The organism is Providencia sp. 2023EL-00965 (assembly GCF_033550225.1).
GTDB classification, from domain to species: Bacteria; Pseudomonadota; Gammaproteobacteria; order Enterobacterales; family Enterobacteriaceae; genus Providencia; species Providencia manganoxydans.
In genome coordinates, this window is sequence record NZ_JAWUEH010000002.1 from 368,126 (window position 1) to 385,754 (window position 17,629).

General features: G+C 39.8%; 18 protein-coding genes. 9 read left to right on the forward strand and 9 right to left on the reverse strand.

Going from position 1 to position 17,629, the window contains the following annotated elements; genetic code table 11:
• Window positions 1-42: 42 nt before the first annotated feature.
• Window positions 43-648, reverse strand: a complete 606-nt coding sequence (gstA, locus tag SC428_RS04625; RefSeq protein WP_070929737.1) for a glutathione transferase GstA — start codon at window positions 646-648, stop codon at window positions 43-45.
• Window positions 649-908: 260 nt separating this feature from the next.
• Here gstA and SC428_RS04630 point away from each other — a divergent pair, with 260 nt between their 5' ends.
• Window positions 909-1,775 carry a DUF817 domain-containing protein gene (locus tag SC428_RS04630; RefSeq protein ID WP_318706084.1) on the forward strand — a complete coding sequence of 289 codons (867 nt, stop codon included), beginning with the start codon at window positions 909-911 and terminating at the stop codon, window positions 1,773-1,775.
• Between the two features lie 54 nt (window positions 1,776-1,829).
• Here SC428_RS04630 and fabI read toward each other — a convergent pair whose 3' ends face one another.
• The 8 genes from fabI to pspF form a co-directional block, all read right to left on the reverse strand.
• Window positions 1,830-2,618 carry an enoyl-ACP reductase FabI gene (fabI, locus tag SC428_RS04635; RefSeq protein WP_070929735.1) on the reverse strand — a complete coding sequence of 263 codons (789 nt, stop codon included), beginning with the start codon at window positions 2,616-2,618 and terminating at the stop codon, window positions 1,830-1,832.
• Between the two features lie 150 nt (window positions 2,619-2,768).
• Window positions 2,769-3,572 (reverse strand): putrescine export ABC transporter ATP-binding protein SapF, encoded by an 804-nt coding sequence (sapF, locus tag SC428_RS04640; protein ID WP_070929734.1) that lies wholly within the window; start codon window positions 3,570-3,572, stop codon window positions 2,769-2,771.
• Window positions 3,572-4,567, reverse strand: a complete 996-nt coding sequence (sapD, locus tag SC428_RS04645) for a putrescine export ABC transporter ATP-binding protein SapD (RefSeq protein WP_070929733.1) — start codon at window positions 4,565-4,567, stop codon at window positions 3,572-3,574. The genes sapF and sapD overlap by 1 nt, the downstream gene beginning before the upstream one ends.
• Entirely contained in the window at window positions 4,567-5,457 is an 891-nt protein-coding gene (gene sapC / locus SC428_RS04650; protein ID WP_070929732.1) for a putrescine export ABC transporter permease SapC, read from the reverse strand. Before sapC ends, sapD begins: the two co-directional genes overlap by 1 nt.
• A complete protein-coding gene (gene sapB, locus SC428_RS04655; RefSeq protein WP_070929731.1) occupies window positions 5,444-6,409 on the reverse strand; it encodes a putrescine export ABC transporter permease SapB in 966 nt (321 codons plus the stop codon). The genes sapC and sapB overlap by 14 nt, the downstream gene beginning before the upstream one ends.
• Window positions 6,406-8,091: an ABC transporter substrate-binding protein SapA gene (gene sapA, locus SC428_RS04660; protein WP_070929730.1), complete on the reverse strand. Its 1,686-nt coding sequence runs from the start codon at window positions 8,089-8,091 to the stop codon at window positions 6,406-6,408. Before sapA ends, sapB begins: the two co-directional genes overlap by 4 nt.
• A 477-nt stretch (window positions 8,092-8,568) precedes the next feature.
• Complete coding sequence (locus SC428_RS04665; protein ID WP_140186534.1) at window positions 8,569-9,177, reverse strand: hypothetical protein; 609 nt, start codon at window positions 9,175-9,177, stop codon at window positions 8,569-8,571.
• A gap of 399 nt (window positions 9,178-9,576) precedes the next feature.
• Entirely contained in the window at window positions 9,577-10,581 is a 1,005-nt protein-coding gene (gene pspF / locus SC428_RS04670; protein ID WP_070929728.1) for a phage shock protein operon transcriptional activator, read from the reverse strand.
• Between the two features lie 243 nt (window positions 10,582-10,824).
• On the opposite strand from pspF, the gene pspA reads away from it, so the two are divergent.
• The 8 genes from pspA (at window position 10,825) to SC428_RS04710 (ending at window position 17,483) form a co-directional block, all read left to right on the forward strand.
• Window positions 10,825-11,493 (forward strand): phage shock protein PspA, encoded by a 669-nt coding sequence (pspA, locus tag SC428_RS04675; protein WP_070929727.1) that lies wholly within the window; start codon window positions 10,825-10,827, stop codon window positions 11,491-11,493.
• A 69-nt stretch (window positions 11,494-11,562) separates the two neighbouring features.
• Window positions 11,563-11,793: an envelope stress response membrane protein PspB gene (pspB, locus tag SC428_RS04680; protein WP_140179144.1), complete on the forward strand. Its 231-nt coding sequence runs from the start codon at window positions 11,563-11,565 to the stop codon at window positions 11,791-11,793.
• Window positions 11,793-12,149: an envelope stress response membrane protein PspC gene (gene pspC / locus SC428_RS04685; RefSeq protein WP_070929725.1), complete on the forward strand. Its 357-nt coding sequence runs from the start codon at window positions 11,793-11,795 to the stop codon at window positions 12,147-12,149. The genes pspB and pspC overlap by 1 nt, the downstream gene beginning before the upstream one ends.
• 229 nt (window positions 12,150-12,378) lie before the next feature.
• Window positions 12,379-12,561 (forward strand): hypothetical protein, encoded by a 183-nt coding sequence (locus tag SC428_RS04690; protein ID WP_070929724.1) that lies wholly within the window; start codon window positions 12,379-12,381, stop codon window positions 12,559-12,561.
• Window positions 12,562-12,817: 256 nt separating this feature from the next.
• Window positions 12,818-14,215, forward strand: a complete 1,398-nt coding sequence (locus SC428_RS04695; RefSeq protein ID WP_318706095.1) for a YcjX family protein — start codon at window positions 12,818-12,820, stop codon at window positions 14,213-14,215.
• Window positions 14,212-15,267: a YcjF family protein gene (locus tag SC428_RS04700; protein ID WP_318706097.1), complete on the forward strand. Its 1,056-nt coding sequence runs from the start codon at window positions 14,212-14,214 to the stop codon at window positions 15,265-15,267. The genes SC428_RS04695 and SC428_RS04700 overlap by 4 nt, the downstream gene beginning before the upstream one ends.
• 235 nt (window positions 15,268-15,502) lie before the next feature.
• Window positions 15,503-17,068: a transcriptional regulator TyrR gene (gene tyrR, locus SC428_RS04705; protein WP_070929721.1), complete on the forward strand. Its 1,566-nt coding sequence runs from the start codon at window positions 15,503-15,505 to the stop codon at window positions 17,066-17,068.
• Window positions 17,061-17,483 carry a hypothetical protein gene (locus tag SC428_RS04710; RefSeq protein ID WP_070929720.1) on the forward strand — a complete coding sequence of 141 codons (423 nt, stop codon included), beginning with the start codon at window positions 17,061-17,063 and terminating at the stop codon, window positions 17,481-17,483. The genes tyrR and SC428_RS04710 overlap by 8 nt, the downstream gene beginning before the upstream one ends.
• Window positions 17,484-17,629 lie beyond the last annotated feature (146 nt).

Below are 17,629 nucleotides of genomic sequence, written 5' to 3' on the forward strand. Positions count from 1 at the left end.
TAAAACCCGTAGCGCTCACAAAAACGGAGCGCTACGGCTCTATTAAATTAAGCCTTCCGCAGACAATGCTTCTTGTACTTTAGGTCGTTTAGCTATTTTCCCGCAGTATTCACTTAAATGCTTAAGGTGAGAAATATCAACACCAACTAATTTAGTCCAGTTAGTTACTGTAAATAGATAAGCATCAGCAACGGTGAAATTATCATCAGCAAAGAAAGCTCTTTTTGCCAATACATCATCAACATATTGGAATTTTTTAACGAGATTCGCTCTAACAATGTCTTTATAGTCTTCAGGTGTACCCGGAGTAAATAAAGGTGCAAAGCTCTTGTGAAGTTCTGTTGAGATAAAGTTGAGTGCTTCGAGTTGATGATAGCGTTTTAGCGTGCCAGCGGGTGCGATTAAATTCCTGTCTTGTTTTTGATCTGCTAGGTATTGCACAATCACCGCGCCTTCTGTTAGCAGCTCACCATTGTCCAAAAGTAACACAGGGACTTGGCCTTTAGGGTTAATTGCTAAAAAATCTTCACCATCTTCAGTTTTTTTGTCTTTTAAATTGACACGTATAATGCTGAAATCCAGACCTGTTTCACGCAAAATGATGTGAGGAGAAAGGGAGCAAACACCGGGAGAATAATACAATTTCATCATAAAACCCCTAAAAATAGTTATGTTGGCAATGATAACGAGCAAGCTTAAATCCAGTGAATCACAGTATATCATGCTTAAATAAAAAAATTTGTATTAAGATGTCAGTGTTACTATCAGTTTGTAAGGGCATGAGGGGTTATCCTCTTGAATCAATTATTAAGAGTGATTCTTATCTTTTTTAGTTTCATACCTGCTAAAATTTGAGTCAAAAACGCCACATCAAAAATAAATGCTCAAAATAAGTGTAGGTAAACTGAATGGATAGTGAGTACCAGAAGCTGAATGTTCTTCGTAGGCTTGATGATCTGTTAATGGCGCATAGACCTCATAACATTACAGGGTTAAAACGTTTTGTTTTAGAGTTTTGGTTTTTTGGGTTGATTAATGCCAGATCATGCTTATTTGCCGGTTTCTTTTTCTTAGCACTTTTTTTAGTGCCTGCAAAAGGGATTTTAGGGGTACCGCGTTACGATGTTTTGTTAGTTTTTGCTGTTATTTTTCAAGCTCTACTAGTGTGGTCAAAACTGGAAACTTGGGATGAGCTAAAGGCGATTTGTGTGTTTCATATGGTCGGTTTTATTATGGAACTATTCAAAACATCAGCAACGATCGCGTCATGGCAATATCCTGATGAAGCTTATACTAAATTATGGGGTGTCCCTTTATTTACTGGCTTTATGTATGCAGCGGTGGGGAGTTATATTATTCAGTCATGGCGTTTCTTTAAAGTACGTATTCAACATTATCCACCCTATTGGATGGCGACACTTGTTGCACTAGCCATTTATATTAACTTTTTTAGTCATCATTATATTGAAGATTATCGTTGGTATCTTACCGCGTTTATTTTTGGTTTATATGCACGAAGTATGGTTTTTTATACTCCGTTAGATAAAGAACGTAAGATGCCATTATTACTTGCATTTATGTTAATTGGTTTCTTTATTTGGTTAGCTGAAAATTTTGGAACATTTTTTGGGGTCTGGCAGTACCCTAATCAGATTGGGGCATGGTCAGTTGTGCATGCAGGTAAATGGGGAGCGTGGTCGTTATTAGTGATTGTCACTTTCACGATTGTCGTTCATCTTAAGCATATCAAAGCAAATGTGGCTATTGCGCGCTAGTCCCAAGATAGCAAAACGCCATCCGAAGATGGCGTCATCGAACTAGAGTATAACTTATTTCAACTCTAATTCATTCATTGCCGCGATGCTAAAACCACCATCAACATGAACCACTTCACCAGTGATACCGGCTGCAAGGTTTGAGCAAAGGAATGCTGAAGTGTTACCAACGTCTTCAATGGTGACAGTACGACGAATTGGTGTTACAGCTTCACAGTGTGCCAGCATTTTGCGGAAGTCTTTGATACCAGATGCTGCTAATGTACGGATAGGGCCGGCAGAAACAGCATTAACACGGATACCTTGAGGACCCATCGCGTTCGCCATATAACGCACGTTAGCTTCTAATGAAGCTTTAGCTAAGCCCATGACATTGTAGTTAGGGATCGCACGCTCTGCACCTAAGTAAGTCAGAGTAAGTAAAGCTGCATCTGGGTTAAGCATGTCACGACATGCTTTTGCCATCGCAACAAAGCTATATGCACTGATGTCGTGAGCAATACGGAAACCATCACGGGTAACGGCATCAACATAGTCGCCATCTAATTGATCTGCTGGAGCAAAACCAATTGAGTGCACAAAGCCATCAAATTTAGGCCATGATTTTCCTAATTCAGCAAACAGAGCGTCAATACTTGCATCAACCGCCACATCACATTCAATAACGATGTTAGAGTCTAAAGATGCCGCGAACTCTTCAACGCGTGGTTTCAGTTTTTCGTTCTGATAAGTAAACGCTAATTCAGCGCCTTGTTCACGCATTGCTTTTGCAATACCGTATGCAATTGATAATTTACTGGCAACGCCAGTGATTAGAATGCGTTTGCCGGTTAAAAAACCCATAGCATTATCCTTGTTTATTTTCTATTGAAAACGCGAATATAACAGAAGACACCGTGTCTTGGGTAGTTTTCGCATCTCTTATTGATGAATCGGCTATATATTACCATGTATTATATCAAGAAGGATATTTTGCTGCGCTTGTCGGAGCAGTCAAAGATCCTGACGCCATGCATCGATTGAAAGAGGTTCACCAAAATGACTCTCAATTAATCGGCGAGTAACATCATGCAGCGGAGCTGCTAATACCTCAGCAGTATTACCGCGCTCAACGACAACGCCTTTATCCATTACCAACATTTTATCACTAATATGTTTCATCATACCTAAATGCTGTGTGACATAAATATAGGCTATATCTTGCTTTGCTTGTAATTCGAGCATTAGGTTAATTATTTGCGAGCGCATCGACATATCTAGGGAAGCTAATGCTTCGTCAGCAATAATAATTTCAGGTTGTAAAATTAGCGCTCTAGCTAATGCAACACGTTGTTTTTGCCCAGAAGCTAGCATATGTGGGTAATACTCTGCATGGTCAGGCAATAAACCAACTTGGCGTAAGGTTTGAATAATACGCCGTTCTCGTTCAATACCTGTCAACTCAGTATTGAGTTTTAAAGGTAACTCAAGTGTTTGGCCGATACGTTGTCTTGGGTTTAATGAAGTACTGGGATCTTGAAATATCATGCGTATTCGCTGACTACGATAGCCATAATCGCCATAGTTGAGCTGATGCCCACGGATCATAATTTCCCCCGCGGTTGGCTCTGTGACGCCTGATAACATCCGAGCAAGTGTTGATTTTCCCGAACCGTTAGCACCAATAATGGCTAAGGTTTGTCCTGCTTGCAAATTGAAACTGAGTGGTTTCACCGCTTCTAATTCATAACGACGAAATAGTCCTTCACGAAAACGAAACGTTTTTGTGAGGTTACGTACCTCAAGTAGTGCCTCCATTAAGATTGCTCCTCCGTATTCAGCGGATAATGACAAGCGAATAGGTGGTTTTTAATATTACGCAGTGGTGGGGCGACAATACATGTACGTTGTGCATAAGGGCAACGCGGGCCAAGCCTACAACCAATTGGCAAATGCTCTAATGATGGGATGGCTCCAGGTAACGTATTTAAGCGTCCTTTATGAGGAATAGGGCTTTCAAAGTCAGGAATTGAACGAATAAGCGCTTGTGTATAGGGATGGTGTGGACGTTGTAGAATATCCTCAGGAGTCGCACTTTCAACAGTTTGCCCGCAATAAAGCACGTTAATTCTATCCACTAACTTGGACATTAGTTCCATATCATGGCTAATTAATAATATGGACATATTATTATTTTGATTTAGTTTATCGAGTAAACGGAAAATCTGCGCTTGAGTGGTTGATTCCATAGCATTTGTGGGCTCGTCAGCAATCAATAAGCGTGGCTGATTGGCAATAGCAATCGCGATCATTACCTTTTGACACTCACCATCGGTGAGTTCATAAGGGTAGCTACGCATGATATCTTTATGATCTTTAATGCCTACACGATGTAATAATTCAATAGCGCGACGCTTTCGCCAATTAAAGCGTTGCCACCAACGGCCTTTATAAGTCCAGCCGGGGATCGCTTGTATCAGTTGCTTACCGATGTCTTCAGAAGGGTCAAGGCAAGATTGCGGTTCTTGAAATATCATTGAGATATTATGACCGATCAATTTGCGTCGTTTTCGTGGGCTAAGTTTTAATAAATCAATATCTTGAAAACGAAAACGGTCAGCGGTCACTCGAATATTGTCTTTAGTGACACCACAAATGGCTTTAGCAATAAGACTTTTGCCTGATCCTGATTCACCCACTAATCCACGTACTTCCCCTTCAGATAGGGTCATGGAAATACGGTCGACCGCTTTAACAGGGCCATTAGCCGTCAAAAACTCAATGGTCAAATTGCGGATGTCTAACAGAGGCATTATTCAACTCCCGCATTAATAGCTCGGTGCAATCCATCACCAAGCAAATTGACGAACAGGACACTGATCATAATTGCAGCACCGGGTAAAATCACTGACCAAGGTGCAACATAAATCAGCTCTAAAGTATCGCCTAACATCGCTCCCCATTCAGAAGAAGGTAACTGAGCGCCAAGATCAAGAAACCCTAGTGCAGCAATATCTAAAATGGCAATGGATAGCGCTCGTGTCAGCTCAGTAACAAGGATCGGGGTAATATTCGGTAATACGGTATACCACAAAATAAAAATATTTGATGCACCATCCAACCGTGCAGCAACAATATATTCTTTATCTAATTCATCATGAACGGCGACATAAATTGTTCTGACCATACGTGGGATCAACGCCAAACAGATAGCAAGCATGGCATTTTGTAAGCTTGCTCCCATAAAAGCGACAACGATAATGGCAAGTAGCAATGATGGAATAGACAGTAGGGTATCAAGTACGTGATTAAAAACCGCAGATTTTAAACCGCGGGTCATACCAGCAAGGCAACCAAGTATTAGGCCAACTAAGGTGGCAATAAATGTCACGAGGAGTGCTGCGCCAAAAGTGGATTTTGTGCCAATGATCAAACGACTCAGGATATCTCGCCCTAGATCGTCAGTTCCAAGGAAAAAAGCGACATTACCGTAATGAGACCATGATGGTGGCAATAACTGATAGCCTAAAAACTGCTGATCAATGGTATAAGGCGCAAGATACGGCCCTACGAAGCACAGTATTAATAGAAATAGTACCCCGTAGAAACCGATCATAGAAATGATATCAGAAGAAAAAATATTCCAAACCACCCGTGTTGGGGATGGCATCTTCTGTTCACGATAAAAATTATCTGAGGACATACCAATCCTTATGTTTCAACGGATCCATCATCGCCCCTAAAATATCAGACAATACGTTAACGGTGATCACTAAAGCCCCTATTAGCATCACGCCAGCAGAAATAGCCGAATAATCTTGCTGGCGGATGGCGGTTACCAGCCAACGACCAAGCCCTGGCCAGTTAAATACTAACTCTGTAACCATTGTCAGGGTTAACATCGTTGAAAATTGTAGCCCCAGTTTTGGAATAATTGGGGGGATTGCATTGTGAAATATATGTCGCCGAATAATTGTTAATCTTGATAATCCACGTGTTGCAGCGGCCTTAATATAATTTTCACTAGCAATTTCCTCGGTGCTATTACGAACTAAGCGAATAACTTCTGTCGTAGGTGCTAAAGCCAATGTTAATACAGGTAAAATCATATGTTCCAAAACATTAATGATCATTTGTTGGCGATAAGGTGAATCAGAAAGCCAAGCATCTATTAATGCAAACCCAGTTACAGATTCTAAATTATAGAGCAGGTCGATTCTTCCAGAAACAGGAAGCCAGCCTAAACGCAGTGAGAAGAACAGCGTTAGAACTAATGCTAATACAAAAACGGGTACTGAAAAGCCGAGTAAAGCAAATGTGCTAATCGCGATATCTGCGGGCTTATTACGCCAAAAAGCGGCAATCATACCTAATGGTATCCCCACAATTAAAGCGAACATAAAAGCTAAGATACATAGCTCCATGGTCGCTGGAAAGGTATCTCTTAGCTGATCTGAAATAGGTTCACCATTGATACTAGAAACACCAAAATCGAAGTGCAATAAGCCATCAAAATAGAATAAATAAGCATCATAAAGTGAAGCGCCACTCAATGGTGCATTAGGGGTAAAATAGCTCAGACTAAAACTGACCAAAGAAAGAAAAAATAGCGTGATGAACAATAATAGTATGCGACGCAGCGAGTAAATAATCATGGTTGCTGCTCCTGCTTACGGTCATTTTGGGGGCTATTTTCATTCATATCTCGATAAACACCAGCAAATGAGGTATTACCAAATGCACTAATGACTAATCCTTTCATATCAAAACGATAAGCTTGTAAGCGTAATGAATAAGCCAAAGGTAACACGGGAAGATCATGACTCAATATTTGTTGAGCTTGATGATAGTAGTCAATTCGTTCAGCTAATTGCTCAGTGAGTAACGCTTTATGTAATATTTCATCAAAAGTTGGGCTACACCAATGGCTTAGGTTAGTTTGCGAGGCGATCGCTGCACAGCTTAATAATGGACGAAAAAAGCTATCAGGATCGTTACTGTCGGTAGCCCAACCGGCCAATGTCATATCATGAGAGCGATCCATCAATTGATTTTCTTGAAAGCGTCCTTCTACAGAGCGAATATTCATAATGATCCCCACCTGAGCTAAATCTGCTTGGATCAGCTCTGCCATTTTTAGTGGGCTAGGATTATAGGATTGTGAAGAAACAGGAACCCAAAGGTCGAGTTTGAGGTTTTCAAGACCAAGCTCTTGCAACATTTTTTTCGACAACTCAGGATTATAATCCGTCACTTTAGCTTGATTATCATAAGCCCAAGATGCACGTGGAAGGATTGAAGCTGCGGTTTCTGCGGTTCCGTAATAAATAGATTGCATTAATCTTTCATTATTAATTGCGTAAGCAATAGCTTGACGCACTTTCAGTTGGTCTAAAGGGGGCTTACTGGTATTAAAGGCTAAATAGGCAATGTTCATGCCTGAGCGCATTGAGATACGTAATCGTGGATCATCACGTAAAACAGGTAATTGACTCGCAGCAGGGTAAGCTAATACATCGCACTCTCCGGTTAGCAGTTTGGAAATACGACCTGTTCCCCCGGCACCCATATCAATAACCACTTCTTGCATGCGTGGTTCACCTTTCCAGTAGTTATTATTACGCATCAAACGTACAAATTGGCCTGCTTGGTAATCGTCAAGTCGAAATGGCCCTGTACCAACAGGGCGCCAGTCAATCATTTCTTGGCGATTGATACTCGAAAGGTAATCCGCATACTCAGCCGATAAAATAGGTGCGTAATGGGTAGCTAAATGCCATAAAAAAGAGGTATCAGGCGCATTTAAACGAAACTCAACGGTATAGTCATTAAGTTTGCGAATACTTTGCACGCTATTGGCGAATTGTAAGCTATCAAAATAGGGATAACGGCCACCATTAATATAATGATAAGGATGATGGACTTCAAACATGCGTGAGAAACTAAAGACAACATCATCTGCGTTCATATTGCGCGTAGGAGTAAACCAAGGCGTTTCTTGAAATTTGACATCTTTACGCAGTGTTAGCCGATAAGTCGCACCGTTATCGAGCACTTTCCAGTGAGAAGCGACTTCAGGAATTAGCTGATAGGTGAATGGGTCTACATCCAACAAGCGGTCATAAATTTGTGCCGCAAGTGGATCGACAATCAGGCCACTACTCACTAGCTGTGGATTAAATGTCGTGACAATGCCATTAACACAGTAGATAAAGCCATTTTGCCGAATGTTTTTAGGAACATCATTCGCTACGGTATCTCTGTATGAGACATTGCCACTAAGAGCTTGGGCTGTTAGTGAAAGAGTAAATAGAAGCCAAAGAGTTATTAGGCGCATATCACTGATATCGTTAACCTGAAATGACCTATTGTAGCTTAAAAATGGGTCGACAGGGTATAAGCAAAATATTAGCTATTTTTTATACCCACTCTACTTCAAGTTGTAGTGCCTTTTATTAAGGATGGTGGCTGCATTCACTGGCGCTAGCCACCTAAATCTGTGTGCTTATAGCGACCTGTTTACCAGCAACAGGAATTCGTTAGAGTATGGAGCAAATCGAGATTGTTGAATCAGCGAGCGAAACACGAAATAAAATTTAATTGTTTAAATATCAAACTGTTATTCTTTAATGAGAAAAAATCTCATTAAAGCGCTTTACAAATACTACTGATAACTATTATCATTCTCTTTGCCGCCTAAGCAAAAGCTTAGGTCTAGGCATGACATTGCTCACATTGCTTCCAGTGTTTTTTTTATAGCCAGCATGGGTGCTGGCTTTTTTTTATCTAAAACTTGGTTGATTTATTAAATTTATTAATGAATAAGTCCAATAGCTTTTAGGTCTTCGTCATTAACATTTCCTTGTAATGTGCACATTAGTTTAACCGTTCCATTTTCCTTGTTTGCTTCTATAAAGAACAGCTTCTCAGCTGAGTTTCCTGTAGGTGCAATACCACTGACTGGCGCTAAATTATGTTGCCAAGGATCTTCATTGGTATTACGCATCATGGAGTTAGCGACATAATATCCACCCCCTTCAATTAGAGGGAGTTTGGTTGATACACGTTGTATAACATCAAGCTCTGCTTGTGAGGTTTCAAATCCCCAAAAATAGAATTTGCCACTTATATTATCGCTAGGGATGGTTTTATAGCGATCGAGGTCGATAGCGATGGCAATAAAATGATCAATCTCAATACCTTCTTCAGTGGTATGCTGTAAAGGAATTGAAATGCCGTTGTCACTGAATAATTCTGATGGACTGATGGCATCGGGGATCATGGTAAATTGCTTATTTTGATTTATTTGTTTAAAGAATGAATTGTCACACTTAGAAAGTAATTTTATAATATCCATTGCATGACTAGAGTAGCTAATACCCATAAATAAAAAAAATAATATCATTTTTTTTAAGGCAGTCATTTTTTTACCCTTTAATGTAGTCAGAAAAGAAATGTTCATAAAGTCATAAAATTAATTATTAGCATTAATTAAAGTAAGGTGATTATTCGATTTTAATTTTAATGTTTATTATGTGGCTAAGTGTTTTTACTTATAGTTGTTGATGGATATAATTAGCAAGTTATTTTACCAATTAATAATAGGATGGTATATAAATAATAACAATATTATAGTGTAAATAATCTCTGTCATAGTCTAAATAGCCGCTAAGTCACTTAAAATTTATGGCGGTATTATATTTAATTCTAGTTTTTTCAATGTATTTCAGTATTTACTCTGAAATTTCAAGTAGGGAGCAATCAATATAATCTCTATCATTTTAGCTAGGTTAATATTAACCTAGCATTTAAATTTTACTCATTAAATGTTATTTACTTCAATTTGATGTTTTTTAATTAATCCTCTAATTTGATCATAACTTAATGATAATCGCTGAGCTGCTTTACGTTGATTAAATTGGCATTGCTGTAACGCATGCTCAACTAATTGTTTTTCACTTTGTTGTTGCCATAAACGTAAATCACAAGGAAGTGAAGGTAGTGGGGAGATATTATCAAATTCAGATTGTTTGGGGCCTGCAAGCTCAGATAATTTTTCACCAAAGGGGTCAAATATAATCGTCTCAACAAGTTCTTCACTTTCACCATGACGATACACTGAGCGTTCGACAACATTTTTTAGTTCACGAATATTTCCCGGCCAAGAATAGTGTTCGAGAGCATGTCGAGCTTTTGTACTAAAGCCACTAAAATAAGGGCGTTTGAGTTCACCACTCATGGCTATCGCAAAGTATTCAGCTAGCAACATAATATCGGAGACACGTTCACGTAGCGGTGGGATGCGGATCACTTCAAAGGCAAGCCTATCGAGTAAATCAGCTCTGAAACGACCTTCTTTTGCTAATTCAGGGAGATTTGCATTAGTCGCACAAACGAGTCGTACATCAACTTTGAGAGATTGACTGCCGCCAACACGCTCTAATTCACCATATTCAATGACGCGTAGTAATTTTTCTTGTACAGACATGGGGGCTGTGGCGAGTTCATCTAGAAATAAAGTACCTTTATCTGCCCGTTCAAAACGGCCTTGATGGCGTTTTTGGGCACCAGTAAAAGAACCTGCCTCATGACCAAATAACTCAGAATCAAGTAAATTCTCATTGAGTCCACTGCAATTAAGAGAGATAAAAGGCTCTTGCCAGCGGGGGGATAGAAAGTGTAAGCGGTCGGCAATCAACTCTTTACCTGTACCTCGTTCACCAATCACTAAAATAGGTTTGTTAAGTTTGGCTAACTCAGAGGTACGTTCAAGGACATCTAAGAAATTAGATGAATTACCAATAATGGTATCGTTAGTATTTTTCATGGTTATTTTCACCAACAGTTGGTTTTATTGACCTGATCTCAACTATAGTTTACTGTACGAGAAAATGATATAAAAATAATTTATTTCTTTTTATTCATATGGTTAATGAGTTTTATTGAAAGTTGGCATGCTGCTTGCTATATGTTTTATGTAATAGTTAAACGGAGCATCACGTATTGGTGGGAAGCCAAAATCGGGTTGAGGCTCTACTGAATGATATAATCCATCAAGAGGAAATAAATAATGGGTATTTTTTCACGTTTTGCCGACATCATTAATGCAAACATCGCATCTTTGCTAGATAAAGCAGAAGATCCGCAAAAAATGATCCGCCTGATGATTCAGGAAATGGAAGATATGCTAGTTGAGATCCGCTCAACCTCTGCGCGTACTTTAGCTGAGAAAAAAGGCTTAGAACGTCGCATTGAAATGGGCGAAAAGCAAGTGGCAGATTGGCAAGAAAAAGCTGAACTAGCACTGGTTAAAGATAAAGAAGACTTAGCTCGCGCTGCACTGATTGAAAAACAAAAAGTGAGCGCAATGGTTGATACACTGAAACATGAGCATATTATTGTTGAAGAAACCTTAGCTCGTTTGAAAGGTGAGATCACTGAGCTAGAAAATAAATTGCAAGAAACGCGCGCTAAACAGCAATCGATGACGGTTCGTTTAGAGGCTGCACAATCAAGCCGTAATGTTCGTCGCCAATTAGATAGCGGTAAGCTGGATGAAGCAATGGCACGTTTTGAGCAATTTGAGCGTCGTATTGACCATATGGAAGGTGAAGCGCAAAGTTATGGTATCGGCAAACAGAAATCTTTAGATCAGCAGTTTGCTGAACTAAAAGCAGACGATGAAATTAGCGCGCAATTAGCGGCGCTTAAAGCTAAAATTAATACTAACAAAGAATAGTTATGATAATTCCCCTAATGCTGCATTAGGGGAAAAAGATAATATTACCATTTGATATAAGGAAATGTGATGGGCTATGTTTTTCTGTCTCTCGTATTAATTATTTTTGTTATCTTTATTCTACCGTTTTGGTTGTGGCTGCATTACAGCAAACAAAAAAGCGGTCAGGAGAGCCAGCTAACAGAAAATGAAATTCAGCGCTTAATGCAGCTTGCTGAGCAATCACAACGTATGCAACAACGCATTAAAACGTTAGAAGATATTCTGGATGCGGAACATCCAAATTGGAGGCAAAAATAATGACTCATTTTCGCAACCGTAAATTATATCGTTTAACTGATCGCCGAGTATTTGGCGGTGTGTGTTCCGGTATTGCGCAATATCTTGACGTACCGGTTGCATTGGTCAGAGCATTGACAGTATTGGCTCTATTTATGAGCTTTGGTATCACACTGGTCATCTATATTGTTATGTGCTTTGTTGTTCCTAATGCGCCAAGTGGCTATCGTGCCGAACAAGATATTAGTGCAGAGGTGACCAGTTTATTTAATGAGGTGGATGCTCAATTAAAATCAGGGGAATTACGTTTACGCCAAATAGAGCGTTATGTGACTTCTGATACCTATACGGTAAATAGTAAGTTTCGTGATTTATAATTCAAACACCCCCATCTGCGTTTTCGGGGGATAATGGAAATCATTATTCCCTAAAACGTATACGCGTCATACTCTAAGTTGCAGTGCTTTACGTTGAGGTATGGTGAATAGGGGCATTCGCGTCAGCTACCGTGTTTTCTATACGCCTAGCGGCTCGTTTGTTTGTTGCTTCGCTGTACCGCGAATTATGTAGAACATGATTACTTATTGAAATTTATACGGTAAAACAATGCATACTCATATCAAACGCAAATTCCAGCAGCAAGTGAAAAAGCAGGCTGTCGGTAAGGTATTGAAGGTCGTTGTAACATTAGCGATGACCTATGGCCCAGGTGGAGTCATTGGCAAAGTGATTAAAATCGTTGGCAGCAAATGGGTCATCAGTTACCTAACAAAACGTCTAACCCGTTAAAAAATAGCGACTATGGTTGCATTCTTGCATTCTTGCATTCTTGCATTCTTGCAATTCGTGATGAGCGAATTGATACTCGTCATACGGCAAGTTACAGGGCTTTTCTTCAAGGTATCAGTGGCGATGCAACGTTTACCGAGTCGCATAGTTTATCTATACTTCCCCGTCTATCTTGACTTGTCGCCTACCTGAACCTCGAATTATTTAGAGTATATGTTAAATTAGATATCAATATTATTGAGCGAGTGGGAGAATTATGAAACGGCTACAAAATGAATTGACCGACTTGATGAATCGCAGTGTTGATCGTCATGTCAGGCTTGCCGTAACTGGACTTAGCCGTAGTGGAAAGACGGCTTTTATTACTTCCCTTGTTAACCAATTATTGAATGTCAATAGTGGTGCGCGTTTACCGCTATTTTCCGCTGCGCGCGATAAGCGTTTACTTGGTGTTAAACGTATCCCACAGCGTGATTTTTCAATCCAACGTTTTACTTATGATGAGGGCATCTCTCAGTTATATGGAGATCCTCCTCAGTGGCCAACACCTACCCGTGGTGTGAGCGAAATACGTTTGAAGTTACATTACCGCTCAGAGGACTCCTTTTTCCGTCATTTTGTTGATAATTCTTCGTTATATTTAGAAATTGTTGATTACCCCGGGGAATGGTTGCTTGATCTTCCTATGCTTGATCAACATTACGTTGAGTGGTCGGCACAGATGGCATCGCTACAAAAAGGAAAACGTAGCCAATTAGCACAATCATGGCTACAACTGTGTGAGTCATGTGATCCATTTGCACCGGCAGATGAGAATTTACTCGCTGCAATTTCAGCAGTTTATACAACTTATTTAGAGCAATGCAAAGCGGAAGGGCAGCACTTTATTCAACCGGGGCGTTTTGTGCTTCCTGGAGATTTGGCTGGAGCGCCTGCATTGCAATTTTTTCCGTGGCCAAATATCGAAAAATACGGTGAAAAGAAGCTGGCTCAAGCCGATAAGCAGACCAACATTGGTATGCTTCAGCGTCGTTATCAATATTATTGTGAAAATGTAGTTAAGGGGTTTTATAAAGATCACTTTCAGCGTTTTGACCGCCAAATTGTATTGGTTGATTGTTTACAACCATTAAATAGCGGTCCTGATGCCTTTAATGATATGCGTATGGCATTAACTCAATTAATGCGTAGTTTTCATTATGGTAAACGTACTTTGTTAAGGCGCATGTTTTCACCTTGCATTGACAAATTACTGTTTGCGGCCAGTAAATCGGATCATGTTACCCCCGATCAACATACTAATTTAGTTTCATTGTTACAGCAGCTAGTTCAAGAGGCTTGGCAAAATGCGGCTTTCGAAGGGATTAGTATGGATTGTATCGGTTTGGCTTCTATTCAAGCGACAGACAGCGGTATTATCGATTATCGAGGAGAAAAATTGCCTGCGTTAAAAGGAGAGCGCTTGAGCGATGGCCAAACGATGACCTTTTATCCAGGTGAGGTTCCTAAGCGGTTGCCAAATGAACAATTTTGGCAAAAACAGCAGTTTGAATTTGAAAATTTCCGTCCTCGGCAAATACCCCTTGATCAGCCACTACCGCATATTCGAATGGATAGTGCATTAGAGTTCTTATTGGGAGATAAATTAAAATGAGTGAGCCCATTAAGCCAAGAGTCGATTTTTCTGAGCAGGCAGCGGCTGAACATGATGAAAAATTGCGAAAAGCGCAATACTTTGATCCGCAAGAGCAACATCATTTTGTATCTGTTGAAATTGAAGCAGAACAAGACGTTCAAGAGGGCGAAGTTGAAAGCTTAATTAATGAAGCTTTGAAACCTAAGCGTAGCTTTTGGCGTCGACTGGTTGGTGCTGCGATAGGTGTGTTTGGTGTCAGTGTTATCGCTCAATTAGGCATATGGATCCATACCTCTTGGGTTACTCAAGATTGGACCGCGTTAGGTACCGCCGCCGCTGGTGGTTTAATTGTTGTTGCTGGTGTTGGCTCTGTTATCACAGAGTGGCGTCGTTTATATCGCTTAAGAGAAAGAGCGCAAGAACGTGATATCGCGAGGGAATTACTGCATAGCCATGGTATGGGGCAGGGTAAAGCATTCTGTGAAAAATTGGCCAAACAATCGGCTCTTTCAGAACAACACCCCGCGATACAGCGCTGGCAAACGACAATACATGAAACGCATAACGACCGCGAAGTCATCGAATTATATAGCAAACTAGTTCAGCCGATCTTAGATGAGCAGGCACGTAAAGAAATCAGCCGGTCATCTGCGGAATCAGCACTGATGATCGCAGTTAGCCCACTAGCAATTGTTGATATGGCTTTTATTGCATGGCGGAATATCCGTTTAATTAATCGTATTGCTGCCATTTATGGCATTGAACTCGGTTACTATAGCCGTATTCGTTTGTTTAGAATGGTATTAATCAATATTGCATTTGCGGGGGCGTCTGAATTAATTCGTGAGGTCGGTATGGATTGGCTGTCTCAGGATATTACTGCACGTTTATCAACTCGTGCCGCGCAAGGTATTGGAGCCGGTTTATTAACGGCAAGGTTGGGTATTAAAGCGATGGAGTTATGTCGCCCATTGCCTTGGATCGATGATAAACCACGTTTAGCTGATTTTCGCGGGCAGCTATTAAGCCAACTTAAAAATGCAGTGCCTAGTAAAAAAAGCACGAAATAAACCTTTTGCTGGCAGGTTGCGTTGATAGTAAACAACACTTGCCAGTAGAAAAGAACGTCATTTTTTCATTTCATCATAACGCTTTATTTTCCATCGTTATTATAATAATTTCTTTGTCATTTGTTGGCTGTAAATCATTGCTGTCAATAATATGTGACACATCTGCTGTATTCCAGCTGTAAATACGCTAAAATATTTAATAACTATTTCTATTTCCGTTAAAGGTTCTTAATCCATGCGCCTTGAAGTGACTTGCCAAGACCGTATCGGTCTCACTCGTGAATTATTAGACTTGCTCGTCTTGCAAAACATTGACCTTAAAGGCATTGAAATATCAGCGCAAAGGCGGATCTACCTTAATTTTACCCCCGTTGATTTTCAGGTATTTAGTACACTGATGGCAGAGATCCGCCGTATTAACGGTGTCATTGATGTTCGGCGTATTTTCTTTATGCCTTCAGAGAGAGAGCATAAAGCTGTTTGGGCTTTGTTAAATTCATTCCCAGAGCCTGTCCTATCTATTGATAACAAACTAAATATTGAATTAGTCAACCCAATGTCATTGCAATTATTTGGTGTTGATGAAAACAAAATCAAACAGAAAACTTTTTCAAATTTAGTCAATAATCACGGGCTACAGCGCTGGTTTGAGCGAGAAGAGCCTGAAGCCTATACCGAAAGGGTGACTGTAAAAGGCAATGATTATTTGATGCAAGTTACTCCAATTATTTTGGACGATGAAAACGGTAAATCACATTGCACTGGTGCGGTATTATTACTTAAATCAGCCGCTATCTTAGAAAAACAGCGTCAGCAAATTGTTGGTGTTGATGTGGATGGCTTTGATTTGATTGTTGCGAGTAGCCCTGCGATGTCACATGTCATCGAACGTGCAAAGCGTATTGCCATGTTAGATGAGCCATTATTACTCGTTGGTGAAACCGGAACGGGTAAAGACTTGCTAGCAAAAGCGTGCCATTTACACAGTGCCCGAGGAAATGCACCTTTTTTAGGATTAAACTGTGCATCAATGCCTGATGATGTGGTAGAAAGTGAATTATTTGGTTATGCGGCAGGCGCTTATCCAAATGCGCTTGATGGCAAAAAAGGCTTTTTTGAACAGGCAAATGGTGGCACCGTTTTATTAGATGAAATTGCCGAAATGTCACCACAGATGCAAATTAAATTACTACGTTTTCTCAATGATGGTACATTTCGGCGTGTAGGAGAAGAGCGTGAAGTAAAGGTCAATGTACGAGTGATTTGTGCGACACAGAAAAATCTTCCTGAATTGGTTGCACAGAAAAAGTTTAGAGAAGATCTTTATTATCGCTTAAACGTGCTAACACTGACTATTCCGCCACTACGAGACAGACAAGAAGATATTTTACCCCTCACTGAAGTATTCGTTACTAACTTTTCTAAAGAATTGAATATTGCCAAACCCCGACTAACACCATCATTGATTGATTACTTAAGCCGTTATTATTGGCCGGGCAATGTTAGACAATTACGAAATGCAATTTATCAAGGCTTAACGCAGTTAGAAGGTGATGTATTAAATGCCCATGATATTGATTTACCGGATACGGACAGCTTACCCGCTATTGCAATAGATTCTTTAAATGGATCATTGGATGAAATTACTAAACGTTACGAAGCATCGGTACTATCACGCTTATATCGCGATTATCCAAGTACGCGTAAATTGGCAAAACGTTTAGAGGTATCTCATACGGCAATTGCAAACAAATTGCGTGAATATGGTTTGAATCAGAAAAAAGAGCAAGATAATGAATAACTATCCACTGCTGGTTTTTTTGTTATTTTGTTTTAATCACCAAAGTATTGGGCAAGAGCTCACTCAATCTGCTGAAATGGATAAGTATTGTCACACCCCACAGCAACAACCTGATGATATTTATGAGAATGGCTATTTGATCGAATGTGATTTTGCTAATGCAAATATACCTGTTGCCTTTGAGCGTTATAAGCAGCTTGATAGTGAAGATCGCTATAATTTGGTTAAAAAATTGGTACCCAATAAAAATATTAAGGTGAAATGTAGTCAAGGCGGTTGTATTGAAGCGGATTATCATTGGCCAAATTCTAAACAGTTAGAAATCAGCTTAATGTTTGAAGGGGGAGAGACGTTGTATAAGTTTATTGAGCAATCAGAAGGTACTAAGTTAGAAATTAGAATGTTCCCTGATTAAACAATCCTTTTATGATTAATGTGATCGCTGACGAATTTTTCATCGCCAGCGGTATCTTTTAGCACAAAAAGCACACTATACTGAAGTTAGCACATCCATATTTTCGCTTTGTTTTGATTGATGATAACCGATGTCGCAAGGCTGTT

Bases quoted from the DNA above. Each gene is read 5' to 3' on its own strand.
- gstA (WP_070929737.1), bottom strand. From the start codon at position 648: ATGAAATTGTATTATTCTCCCGGTGTTTGCTCCCTTTCTCCTCACATC.
- SC428_RS04630 (WP_318706084.1), top strand. From the start codon at position 909: ATGGATAGTGAGTACCAGAAGCTGAATGTTCTTCGTAGGCTTGATGAT.
- fabI (WP_070929735.1), bottom strand. From the start codon at position 2,618: ATGGGTTTTTTAACCGGCAAACGCATTCTAATCACTGGCGTTGCCAGT.
- sapF (WP_070929734.1), bottom strand. From the start codon at position 3,572: ATGGAGGCACTACTTGAGGTACGTAACCTCACAAAAACGTTTCGTTTT.
- sapD (WP_070929733.1), bottom strand. From the start codon at position 4,567: ATGCCTCTGTTAGACATCCGCAATTTGACCATTGAGTTTTTGACGGCT.
- sapC (WP_070929732.1), bottom strand. From the start codon at position 5,457: ATGTCCTCAGATAATTTTTATCGTGAACAGAAGATGCCATCCCCAACA.
- sapB (WP_070929731.1), bottom strand. From the start codon at position 6,409: ATGATTATTTACTCGCTGCGTCGCATACTATTATTGTTCATCACGCTA.
- sapA (WP_070929730.1), bottom strand. From the start codon at position 8,091: ATGCGCCTAATAACTCTTTGGCTTCTATTTACTCTTTCACTAACAGCC.
- SC428_RS04665 (WP_140186534.1), bottom strand. From the start codon at position 9,177: ATGACTGCCTTAAAAAAAATGATATTATTTTTTTTATTTATGGGTATT.
- pspF (WP_070929728.1), bottom strand. From the start codon at position 10,581: ATGAAAAATACTAACGATACCATTATTGGTAATTCATCTAATTTCTTA.
- pspA (WP_070929727.1), top strand. From the start codon at position 10,825: ATGGGTATTTTTTCACGTTTTGCCGACATCATTAATGCAAACATCGCA.
- pspB (WP_140179144.1), top strand. From the start codon at position 11,563: ATGGGCTATGTTTTTCTGTCTCTCGTATTAATTATTTTTGTTATCTTT.
- pspC (WP_070929725.1), top strand. From the start codon at position 11,793: ATGACTCATTTTCGCAACCGTAAATTATATCGTTTAACTGATCGCCGA.
- SC428_RS04690 (WP_070929724.1), top strand. From the start codon at position 12,379: ATGCATACTCATATCAAACGCAAATTCCAGCAGCAAGTGAAAAAGCAG.
- SC428_RS04695 (WP_318706095.1), top strand. From the start codon at position 12,818: ATGAAACGGCTACAAAATGAATTGACCGACTTGATGAATCGCAGTGTT.
- SC428_RS04700 (WP_318706097.1), top strand. From the start codon at position 14,212: ATGAGTGAGCCCATTAAGCCAAGAGTCGATTTTTCTGAGCAGGCAGCG.
- tyrR (WP_070929721.1), top strand. From the start codon at position 15,503: ATGCGCCTTGAAGTGACTTGCCAAGACCGTATCGGTCTCACTCGTGAA.
- SC428_RS04710 (WP_070929720.1), top strand. From the start codon at position 17,061: ATGAATAACTATCCACTGCTGGTTTTTTTGTTATTTTGTTTTAATCAC.